Annotated in this window: 7 protein-coding genes; 1 reads left to right on the top strand and 6 read right to left on the bottom strand. The window is 63.7% G+C overall.

All coding sequences use genetic code 11. The features are described 5' to 3' along the window. Positions 1–634: 634 nt before the first annotated feature. The 4 genes from KF724_13700 to KF724_13685 all read right to left on the bottom strand — a co-directional run bounded on the left by KF724_13700 (position 635) and on the right by KF724_13685 (position 8,517). Positions 635–1,663: an SIR2 family protein gene (locus KF724_13700; protein MBX3356743.1), complete on the bottom strand. Its 1,029-nt coding sequence runs from the start codon at positions 1,661–1,663 to the stop codon at positions 635–637. Positions 1,664–1,725: 62 nt separating this feature from the next. Further along, positions 1,726–6,444, bottom strand: a complete 4,719-nt coding sequence (locus tag KF724_13695; protein MBX3356742.1) for a DEAD/DEAH box helicase family protein — start codon at positions 6,442–6,444, stop codon at positions 1,726–1,728. A gap of 189 nt (positions 6,445–6,633) precedes the next feature. Further along, a complete protein-coding gene (locus KF724_13690; GenBank protein MBX3356741.1) occupies positions 6,634–7,752 on the bottom strand; it encodes a TIR domain-containing protein in 1,119 nt (372 codons plus the stop codon). A gap of 96 nt (positions 7,753–7,848) precedes the next feature. Beyond that, on the bottom strand, positions 7,849–8,517 hold the full coding sequence (locus KF724_13685; protein MBX3356740.1) for a DUF4145 domain-containing protein: 669 nt from the start codon (positions 8,515–8,517) through the stop codon (positions 7,849–7,851). Between the two features lie 13 nt (positions 8,518–8,530). On the opposite strand from KF724_13685, the gene KF724_13680 reads away from it, so the two are divergent. Further along, a complete protein-coding gene (locus KF724_13680) occupies positions 8,531–9,694 on the top strand; it encodes an IS256 family transposase (protein ID MBX3356739.1) in 1,164 nt (387 codons plus the stop codon). 844 nt (positions 9,695–10,538) lie between these two features. On the opposite strand, the gene KF724_13675 is transcribed toward KF724_13680, so the two are convergent. Continuing rightward, positions 10,539–10,871 (bottom strand): DUF5615 family PIN-like protein, encoded by a 333-nt coding sequence (locus KF724_13675; GenBank protein ID MBX3356738.1) that lies wholly within the window; start codon positions 10,869–10,871, stop codon positions 10,539–10,541. After that, positions 10,855–11,076 carry a DUF433 domain-containing protein gene (locus tag KF724_13670; GenBank protein ID MBX3356737.1) on the bottom strand — a complete coding sequence of 74 codons (222 nt, stop codon included), beginning with the start codon at positions 11,074–11,076 and terminating at the stop codon, positions 10,855–10,857. The genes KF724_13675 and KF724_13670 overlap by 17 nt, the downstream gene beginning before the upstream one ends. Positions 11,077–11,120 lie beyond the last annotated feature (44 nt).

Below are 11,120 nucleotides of genomic sequence, written 5' to 3'. Positions count from 1 at the left end.
TGATTAGGCCGCATCGTTACCTCGGCGGGGCGGATCCGTCGCCATTGTGCGCCTTGGGGTCCGACGCGGGACGACCGAGAAGCTCGCGAACCCACTCACCGACGCGGTTCTCGCTCATCACGCGCGATATCTCGTCGACTGCGGCGTCAGAGGATCGGAGGACGTCGTCGATAGCGATGACCAAAAGGCCGGAGTCAAGGCCGAGTTGCCATGCCTCAATCGTGAATCTGCGAGCGACGACACAGAGCGTGGCGTCTGTGAGGTCAGGTCCGGGATAGCGGCGAAGGGCATCCAGCGCGGCGCGGAGGTCACTCGAGCGCACGGTGCGGCGGTCGGATGGAGTTCCAATTTCCAACACCAGAACGCGATCGCTGGACCTCGGCAGGAGCGCCAGCAGCGACGCATAGCGCCGGTCCAGCCGCCCTGAGGCTTCCCGAAACGAGCAAGGTCCGTGAAACTTGGCTTTGAGCACTGGTCGAGACGTCTTGGCCGGTCAGTAGATATCGGTTGCGACAGGCTTGTTCGAGTGTGGTCGGCCTAACGACTACGAGCTATGCCGCACGCACGTGCGGCCGAGGCCGTAGGCCTCGCGACCATGGTACAGCCGCACGGGCGTGTCGGCATGAGCGACGCGTTAGGCAGTCCAAGCCCATTCGAGATTCGTGTCTGTCCACGAGCCGGTGTGCGCGTGAAGAAGCGCTTTGAAGTGGCTACCCGCCTTGCTCTGCTCGGATCGAAGCCGTGTAACGATGCGGTCGGCGTTCGGATCGACGATGTGGATTGAGCGAAGCAACGCGTTGTTGGTGAAAGCCGTTGCAAGGAAGTACATCATCTCACGATCAGATTCCGGGAATGAGTACCCTACAAAGACAATGTCATGCGCGGATGCCAGGGCGGTGGCGGCGCCCTTCCAAACGCCCTTGATGATTGGAGCGAGATCAGGCTTGAGGAACGACGGCGGGATGATGAGCGGCGGAGATGGCGGAACGAAGTCAGAACAGATTCGCGGAAGCTGCGCGTCAAAGCGCTCTTGGCCGTGCACTCGGATGATGCGATCCTCAACGACGACGCTCCCGGATTCTCCATCGAGCCACCAATTGACTGACCCGTGGAGCTTGAACAGCTTGGTCCCTTGTCCCCCACAGAACCCGGCCGCAGCACGGTTTTCGAGAAGGGGGCGCTCAAACGCGAATCCAAGGTCGATGCCTCTGCCGGCACGTTGGAGAATGCACTCGGCGTTGATGTCGTAGTTTGTCGTGACGATCTGTAGCTGTCCTTGGAAGTCGCGGATGGAACTTCCGAGTAGCGAATCGAAGGTCGGAAGTTGGTTCCAAAAGTCGTCGACGTCGGGCACTGTGGTGTAAACCCGGCGGATGATATGGCGAAGACAATCCGATTGAGACTCGCCATCGGGAAGCGGATCCGCCAAGCCCAGACGATCGGCCATCTCTGCAAAGGAGAGCATGTCCTCGAGATTTGTTGGCGAGCTCTCGAGGAAGCTGTTCGCGCGACGGGACTGCAGGAGCAGGCGGCCAAGGAAGTCGCGGTGCCGGGATTCGAGACGCTTGGAAGAGTCTGCAAACGCCAGGAACGAGTTCATCACAGGTAGCCCGAGTGGGGCGGAGAATCCGGCGCCGAGGAATAGGACGACATTGCGTGGCATCTTGATCTGCCTAACGGTCAGCATCAGCTGCGGCGCGAAGCGCCGTCAGCTGCATGCTGTTGTTATGCGCCGCTCGCATAGAGATCCCGACAATAGTGATAAGGGTGCCGATCCTGGAAGCGGCCAAGATTGTCCATGACGGTGACGATACGGCACTGCAAGGTGCCGCCGTTCTTCTCCCCACGCAGCCCGCGGCCAACCATCTGCATATAGCGCACGGGACTAAATACCTGCCGGGCGATCAGCACCAGGTCCGTCCTCGGCGCATCGAAGCCCGTGGTCAGCACGCTGTGATTGCATAGCACGCGAATCTGCCCGCTATGGAAGCGTTCGAGGAAGTACCGGCGCGCCATGGTCGGCGTGTTGCCGCTGATGGCCGCGGCGCCTATGCCGGCGAGATTCAGGCGCGCAGCCATTTCCTCCGCATGGGCGACGGAGTTGGTGAAGAAGAGGATGGAACGTTCGGTGCTTGCCTCGATGCACTCCACCAAACGCTCGTTGCGGCGTGCGTCGCCCGCAAGGCGTTGATTGATTGCTTCCAGCAGGTTCTCGAAGTCGAGGCCTTCCCATGGCTCCCGCAGCTGCCCCAGCCTGGCCAGCTCGTCGTCGGTCAGGCCCACTCCGGAGTCGAGCGACTCATACAGCGCACGCGCGAGCACGCCCTGCGAGCGCAGGCGCGCATAAAGCCGCTCCTGGTCGGACGGCAGCCAGCGGCTGTCAAACCGGCGAGCAAGGCGCTGGCTCTCGTCGTCGTCGGTACGGAATGGCGTGGCGCTCAGCCCCACAATCGGCGGTTCATCTCTCTCCGCCGCGCCGGGGCGAGGTGCCTCGGCGTCCAGCCAGCGCAGCAGCGTGGTGTAGCTCGGCGTGATGGCATGGTGGCACTCGTCAACGACCACCAAACCGGGCTTGCGCAGCCAGTCCAGATCCGCCGCGCCGACGCGGTTGTTCAATGTCTGGATGGACGCCACGACGACGACGGGTTTATCCGGCTGCAATTGCGTCGGATTGGGGTTGCCGCCCCAAAGGCGGGCGATGCGCAGGTTCGTTCGCCGGGCGCCGAGATTGACCCAGACCTGGCGAAACGCCTGCACCGCCTGCTCGCACAACTCGTCGGTCTGGGCGATCCAGACAACGCTCCGCATCGCGCCCTCCGGCGCGAGCACTAGCCGTACGGCCGCCTCCACCGTCACGCGGGTCTTGCCGCCACCCGTGGGCAGGCTGATGACGGCCCGCCGTCGCTGGGTGCCGCTGGCGAGCAGCGAACTCAGGCCGTCGAATACCTCCTGCTGGAAGTCGTGCAGGGGCGGCAGTTCGATCGGCCCGGTGATCAACTCCTCGGGCTCGCGCCGGGCTTCAGCCGCCGACGCGAATTCGGGGGGGAAACCGATGGCCGCCACGAATGCGAGTGCGGCTGCCGTGTTCCAGCGCGCGGGTGGCTGCAGCCCCTCGGCCTGCAACGTGTCTCGCAAAGAAGTCAGCGCGGCGGGGCCCAGTTGGGCAAGCACCAGCTCGGCGAGCTGTTGTGGCGTGCATTGGCGGACGAAGTCCATGTCGCGCAGCGGCTGGCCGAGGGCATCGAGCAACGGTTCGACCCGATTGCCCACTGCGCGCAGCAAGCGATCGGCCAGCGTCGCGCCCTGTGCGACGTGCGCCCGTCGTTCGTCGACACCAGCGTCGCCGAGGCGGTGAAGCGCATCCGTAGGTGAGCCGTCGAGCCAGCCGGATGCGGCGATCTCGGCGAGTAGCCGCCGCAGCCGTTCCGCCCGCGAAAGCGGAGCCAGTTGTTCAGCGTCCAGAAGCAGCGCGCCGTCCCACATCAGGCAAGCAGCCGCCTGTGCGGTGTCGGCGATCCTCAGGCGGAGCTGGGTCACGCGCTGGCAACGCGCCAACTCGCGAACGTCTGGCCGCAAGACATCGCCAAGCTCCGGCACGACATCGGTAAGGCGCTCGGGCGGCCCTGCGATGACGCTCCATTCCGCCTGGATCAGACCCGCGAGGTCTTTCGCGCCGGCCTTCAGCCAGAGTTGCATCGTGGGCGGGTCGAGCACCACGACCACGCGCCCCGGAGTGCGAGCGCGCCGCGCCAGATCGGCGGAGGTGGTCACGAATGCCGCGCTCAGTGGAACGCGGCCGGGCGGCGACGGCAGTTGGGTCGGGACGACGCCATCCTTGGCGGCGCCGAGCCAGAGGTCGGTAAGCGCGTCGCCATCGAGGGAGTCCTCGCTGACGAGCGCCTCGATCAACGCGACCCAGAAGGCGCGCAATTCGCCCTGCGCAGCCGACACTTTCGGGAACGCCGTGTTCAGCCGGCCGAGCGCCGACTCGATGCGGCTCCAGTCCGGCAGGTATCGCAGGACTGTTTGGTTACAGCGCGCGACAAGAGCTTTGAGGGGCGTGGTGGAAGTGCCCATCTGCACGGCGCCATGGTTGAGCAAGTACCAGGGCAGCGGATGAGGCACGTCGATCCGGGGGTAGACGGACATCGTGCTGTGACCGAAGCTGACGGATTCCTGGAACGGCGGCTCGGCGAGCCGATCCAGGAGCTGGAAGGTGAAACGTGCCTTTGAGGCGCCTGTGAGCTCAGCGAGCAAGCCGTGGCCTCGCGGCATCGAGAGCCAACGGGGCTCGAGATAGCTCCAGGAGGCAGAGTTCTGGTGCGTTTCCTTGTAGCGGCTGCGGCACGCCTCAAGCCACGGCGCCAGCAGCTCGGTCTCGCCCGAAATCTCCGTGAAGCCCGCGGGTCCGATGTTGCCCGCTGGAATATCCACCACGCCCAGCGCCACCAGCGACGTGCGATCGTCTCCGTGCGTATCGGGATCGATGAGTACGTTCGAGTGCGGCGGTGAATCGCCGTCGTTCACCAACTCGCCAGGAAGCAGGACGTGGTCCGCTCTCACCCAACTTCCATCGCGACGACGCACGCGCACGCGATCGCGAGACGTGTCCAGGAAGCCTTTTCGCACGCCCTCGGGTGCGAGGCGCAGGCGAGTCCAGAATGCCTGCCAACCCCCTTCGTCGGCCTGCGCCTGCCAGCTAGCGATCTGTCGCAGTGCCTCGGCGAGGATCGACTGCCAGAGCTGATCGTCCGGCTCCCTGACGCCGATCACGTCTTTCAGCAGTCGCCGCGCCTTGGAGTTGGATAGAAGCTCCAAGGCAACAGACTCGCGATCGGGCACGGACACGCCCTCGGGCGCGAGGATGACCCTGGACGCTGTGACCAACTTGCCTGACTGGGTCGGGATGATCGCCAGCGTGGGGCGAGCCTGGCTCCACTCGCTGGGCTTCACATCGATGGAGAAGGACTCCGCCAGCTGCAGGACGCCGAGCGCCGCTTCGGCCTTGGCTGATGCCACCATGCCAAACCACGACTCGATGCTACAGCGGCGAAGCGGCGGAGGGCCCTGGCCCGTGGCGGGCACTTCGATACGTTCCGCCAGCGCATTCAGACGGCTGGCGCGCTGACGCTCCAGGCAGGACGCGTGCACCAGCTGGCGCTGCTGCTCTGCGCCAGCGAGTAATTGCCACGCAGTCGCCAGTGTCAACGTGTCCTTCGGGTGGCGCCAGAGTTCCCGCGCGCGCCGCAGCGCCCCGGTGCCGTCCGGAATGACGGCTGCTGCCTCCAGCCGCGTCCACAGCGACTCGACGAGTGGGGCGGCATCGTCGTCCTTGCGATCCAGTTGACGGGGGAAGGCCTCCAGGGGCCGAGCAGGGTCGTCCGGGGTGGCAAGTCTGGGCAGCGTCTCCGCGATCAAGCTCGCCGCCTCGGCCATCAGCGCGGCGTTCCACTCGCCGCCGATGATCGCGTTGCGGTCACTGTTCAGCTTCCACGGCGCATTCAAGATGCCCGGCAAATAGGTCTGCGTATGTGTGGGGAAGAAGGCCCAGAAGCGGCCGGCCTCTTCGCGTCGTCCTTCGATTGGCATGGCCCAGGACACGGGCACGGACTGGCGAGCGTGAATGTGCGTGGCGTCCTCGACGGCTCGCGTCTCGGTGATATGGACTTCACGCGCAGCGATGCGCCAGCGCGAGGCGGCCTCCCCATCGTGCAGGATGTGCTCGGCACCTTCGATGGCCAGGCGGACCTCACGCGCCTCTTCCTCGCCGTCATCGAGGGTCAGCGTGGCTGCTATCGGAAAGAACAACAGGAACTCCGCTGGAAACGACCGAATCTCCTGCCGGATGTGCTGCAGCAGGCTCTCTGACCCGACTTCGACCCGAACGATCGTTTCAGCCCACGCCAGCTTGGCGCAAAGTGGATCCGCGGCGCGCTCGGCTGGCGGCAGGGCCCAAGCGAGCCGCAGGCCGGGCGCTTGTGTCACCTGAAATCGGCGACGGAGCTCGTCTCGACACCTCTCTGGATCGAAGCGAACCGCTCCTGAGGCCCGGGTGAAGACATCGATCCGCCCGTTCAGCTTCAGCAGTGATTTGAAGCCCAGACCGAAGCGCCCGATCTGGTTGCCGCGCTTCGGCGACGAATGCGACCGAAGAAGGGCATCCAGGCCTTCTTCACTCAGCGGTGCCCCGGTGTTGGCGACATAGAGCCGCGACCCACTCAGCTGGACGTGGATGCGACCATCGCCGTTCAGTGTGTCGCCACGCTCCTGCGCTTCCAGCAACGCATCCGCACCGTTCTGAACGAGTTCGAGGATCTGACGGTAGCCGTAGCCGCCTGCTAGCACCGTTTCCTCGATCCCGAAGTGCTCCCTCAGCAAGCCGGGGTCCGCGTCATAGGACCGAAGCCGTTTGTCGTTGAACTGCTCAAGGGCGCTGTGGAGCACGAATCGAACGTCCTCCGCTCTAGCGGAAGTTTCGTGGACGAGCTGCTCAGTGTCGGTGCGCATAACGTGTGCTTCTGCTGTGAACGCTCCAATAAGAAGGGTTTGGCGGGGCGTCCGCAACCAAGCCTAGGCCATCACGGACGCCCCGCCAAACCCAATCCGCACCGCGTTCATCGGCAGCAAGCTTCGTTATGCGTCGGGCGCATCGGAGTCAATCTTCTGCCGAACTAGCTCAGCGAGCCGATCGGGCGTCAGCACTCTAAGGTCGAGGTAGCCGATGGTGCCCGGGACGCCAGGAATGTCCGTGTCATCGAAGCGTACCGGAAGCATTCTGCCGCCGACTCCCTTTAGGTGCGTGGCAAGTGCGTGGCTCTTCTCGTGATTGGGCCACGCTTTGGCAGCGTAGTGGCGCGATGAGAACATGACCACGAAACGCGCGTCCTGGCCATAGACGTGTCCAAAGTGCTCAGCGAGGTCCTTGCCCCATAGGTTCACCTGCTCATACCGGTCGTAGAACACGTCTACACCTGCTGCGCGGAGCGCGTCCGCAACCTTCTCCACGTACTCGCGGTCCTCTCCGGCGAATGAGAGCGCGACGTCGTACTTGCGACGACCCGCGGCGCGGCGCGCACTCCGCATCTCCTTCACCGTGCTTGCGCTAGGCGGCGGAGCCGATGGGGTCGGCTCGGAACTGCGCACCTTGAAGCCAAGCGCCTGAACGTCGGCCCGAGACCTCTCAAGTTCGTTGCGCCGCGCCGCAATGGCCGCACGGACTGCGGGCTCAATCTGTCGGTTGTACTCGGAAACCTGCGCGTCAACCCAACCGAGCCATTGCTTCAGCTTGGCGAGATCCTCGTCAAACCACTTCTTTGTCGCAGTGACGTCTCGGCCGGGCGAGTCATAGGGAAAGCGCAACTCTCCCTTGCCGATTACAGCGCGCGCACCATTCATCGTGAATGTGCTCGGCCGGCACTTCAGGAGCTCGCCGTCTCCCGTGAAGGGGAGATGGTAGCACACCTCAAGGCCGTCAACAATCGTTGGGCCCCAGGGATTGTGAGCGCGATTGAAGTCGTGGCTTACATCGATCTTGACTTCGCGTGTCGAGACTTCGATGCGGTCATCATGAAGGACGATGGGCCGTACAACGAGCTCTGAAGCCGTCGTCGCGGACAGGTCTTCGTCCGTACGGGACGCGAAACCCGACTCTGGAAGTTTTCGGACGCGCTCAGCGACGCCCTTTAGCTGGGCATCCAGTACGGCGCGAAGGTCATACTCGCTGAAGAGAAGGGTCCAGTCTCTTTTGATCATGAATTGCCGCGAAGGTCGGATTCGTACGCATAACGTCCGCCATAACCGGCCGCCGGAAGCGCGCAGCGCTGTAGGCGGTCCGCGTTGATGGCGTTGTTAGCCGTCACGATCCTTAATACCTTTGAGGGCGCCGCTCGGCAATGAGTTATACAGGGCATCAATGCGCTTTGGCTCGGCGATTCGGTTGTCGATGATTAGATTCACAAGCTCAAAAAGTGCAGATACAATCTCCGGTTTATCATCCAAGACCAACTCTCCGGGATGAACAGCATTGTTCCCTGTAACGCGCACAACATCGAGCGCTTTCTGAATCTGAACTGGCAGTCCCTTCTTTACCAAAGCTCCGATATCCGCATTAATGTTCTCTCCAGTCTCTCCAAGATGTTTACAGAGCTTCTGAATTGCAAGACGGAGAAGTGCGGCTGCTCCACGAGGTGACAGCTTGCAGATGTTACGAGCCTCCAAGTAATCAGCCTTCACGTCTTCCGGCATGTCTCCGTGTGGCAGTGGAGCATTGGCCATTCCGAACGGCCACAGCATGTATGAGTTGAATTCGTCCACAAACCAGATAACTCGACCCTTGCAGTGGGTACAATGGCCAACATGCAAGTCGTTATTCTGGTATCCGTAACTGCCAGCAATTCGGACCTGTTCTTTGGGCGTGTACCGTTTCGTCTGTAAATCGGCCGCGAGCGTGTGACGGCGCGAGGCCGGTTGAAGAATCGTGAAAGGGCGGGTCATCTGGCTCTTGGTGTCTAGCAACACAAGGAGCTTGAAGATGACCCACCGATCGGATCGTAGCGAACTCGACGACGTCGTGACACTCATCGCCGAACACGGCACCGACAGCATGCAGCAGGCCTTCTCCACGCTGCTCAACATCGCCATGCGCACCGAGCGCGAGCAGGTGCTCGGCGCCCGTCCCCATGAACGCACCCCGGAACGCCGCGGGCACGCGAACGGCTTCAAGCCCAAGTCGCTCAAGACCCGCGTCGGCACGCTCACCGTGCAGGTGCCCAAGACGCGCGGCATCGACTTCTATCCCTCGGCGCTCGAGCGGGGCGTGCGGTCGGAACGCGCCCTGCTCTGCGCCCTCGCCGAGATGTACGTCCAGGGCGTCTCGACCCGACGCGTCACCGCCGTGCTCGAGGAACTCTGCGGGCTCGAGATCTCGAGCGCCCAGGTCAGCCGTGCCACCGCCGAGCTCGACGACGAACTCGAGGCCTGGCGCACGCGCCCGATCGGTGAGGTGCGCTATCTCATCCTCGATGCTCGCTACGAGAAGGTGCGACACGCCGGCACCGTGATCTCGACCGCCGTCCTCGTCGCGACCGGCGTCCTCGCCGATGGCCGACGCACGATTCTCGGGGTCAGTGTCGCCCGAAGCGAGGCCGAGGTCCACTGGCGCGCGTTTCTCCGCTCGCTGCTTGAACGCGGCATGCACGGCGTCCGCCTCGTCGTCAGCGACGATCACGAGGGACTCCGCGCCGCACGAGAGGCGGTGCTCACCGGAATCCCCTGGCAGCGCTGCCAGTTCCACCTGATGCGCAACGCCATGGCCTACGTGCCGAAGATCGGTCAGCGCAACGAGGTCGCGCAGGAGCTCAAGACCATCCTCAACGCCGCCGACCGCGACGAGGCCGACCGCCGCCTCCGCGCGATGGTCGAACGATGGAAGATCGAGGCGCCCCAGCTCGCCGCGTGGCTCGAGGCGAGTGCGCCAGAATCGATGACCGTCTTCACCCTCTCGCCCTATCTTCGCCGCCGACTCCGCACCACCAACGCCCAGGAACGTCTCAATCGTGAGATCAAGCGACGAACCCGCGTCGCCGGTCTCTTTCCCAACGACGCATCCCTGCTCCGACTCGTCACCGCGATCCTTGCCGAGATCGACGAGGAGTGGACCACCGGACGCGTCTATCTCAACCACCAAGCCGCTTGACCCGCCCTCTCCGGATCCCTTCATCCACCCAACTCCTCAATGCGTCGCCAACCCGGCTCGGACCAATTTACAGACACGATGTTGCATTACCTGTTCTTTCCCTTCCACCCACCGAAAGTGCACATAAACGTCGCAATGAGGGCAGGTAAAAGCCTCCTTTTTAAACTCAGGTGGTTCGTATTTCACATACTCTCCTGACGGCTAACGACGAAGCTCAGCCGCAAAGGCCCCGCTCGGGGGGCCTTGAGCGGCTGAATCCGCGGGCCAGCATAGCTTGACGTCGCGATCCGCCCAACCCGCGGATGCCAGCGGGCCTTTGCCGGCTGCAGCGCTTGGTTAGAGCGAATCTGAAACGACCGCTCACGGCCCGACTGGAACGGCCCGCACCTGGGCGGACTCGCGCTCGCGAGACCGAGCAGCGATGTCGACCGATCCGCGACGAGAACGATCCGTGGCGATGGACCGCCCTGGTGCGGGAGCGCCCGAACGAGTGACCGAGCTGAATGGCAACTGCCACGACGACGGGAACGGTCCCTCGAGGCGTTCCGCGCGGCGACGGGGAACGGATGCCGTCTCCGCGCGAAGCGAAGGCGTGGTGCCCTCCTCCCCAACCAAGAGAAGAAGGACACGGCGACCCGTGCTTGTCTGGTCTCATCTCCGGCTCGCGGGTTGTGGAACGGACGGCGGTCAACGCTCTAACGTTGTTGCTCAGCCGCAAAGGCCCCCGGCAGCGTCGCCGTGCAGTCGCCGACCGAGCGGACGCTGGCAGTCTACCCACGGCTGCCTTGGGAGTGTCGCCGGCTCGCCGGTCGTCGTCCGGGCCTTTGGCGGCTGCAGCACTTCGTTAGACGCCCGGCGTATCGATCTGGACGAGCTGGCCCGCTTGGATGAACGGAAGTTCCCGGCGCAACTGGGGGAGTAGAGGCAACAGGCACTCAACGGTGTTGCCCACCGACGCCAGAAGGACGACCGAGACGCCGTACTCAGTGATCGGTTGCTGGAAACGGAGGTTACGGTCAACGGTCAGGAGGACTGTAAAGCCAGCCTCGCGCATCGCGTTCAGAAGGTCACCGTTGGCGAGCCCTTTCCAGCCCAAGTCCCGAAGGTGCTCCGCCGCAAGCCCCGTAAGGTGCGGAAGGAGCGTCCGAGGAACGCACTCATCAAGCAGCAGTCGCACGCGAGCTCAAGGCCTGACTTGCGGCATCCAATGCGGCGGCGGCCTGCTCGCGTGTGACGCCAGGAAAATCGACGAGGAACTGCTCGAGCGTCCCGCCGGACTTGAGATAGAGAAAGAGCGACTCAACGGGCACTCGCGTGTCAACGAAGACGGGCCTGCCGCCGAGAAGACCAGCTTGGCAATGAATGGCTTGGTCGAGGTTCACGCGAGCAGTATATGACGCGAGTCCAGTGGTCGGCAATCGAGTCA

The organism is Phycisphaeraceae bacterium, from assembly GCA_019636735.1.
Lineage (GTDB): Bacteria > Planctomycetota > Phycisphaerae > Phycisphaerales > SM1A02 > VGXK01.
The sequence above is the reverse complement of the archived record's forward strand: the minus strand, read 5'-3'. Positions and strand labels throughout refer to the sequence as shown.

Excerpts from the sequence above, each read along its gene's own strand:
- KF724_13700 (MBX3356743.1), bottom strand. The coding sequence starts at position 1,663 with ATGCCACGCAATGTCGTCCTATTCCTCGGCGCCGGATTCTCCGCCCCA.
- KF724_13690 (MBX3356741.1), bottom strand. The coding sequence starts at position 7,752 with ATGATCAAAAGAGACTGGACCCTTCTCTTCAGCGAGTATGACCTTCGC.
- KF724_13680 (MBX3356739.1), top strand. The coding sequence starts at position 8,531 with ATGACCCACCGATCGGATCGTAGCGAACTCGACGACGTCGTGACACTC.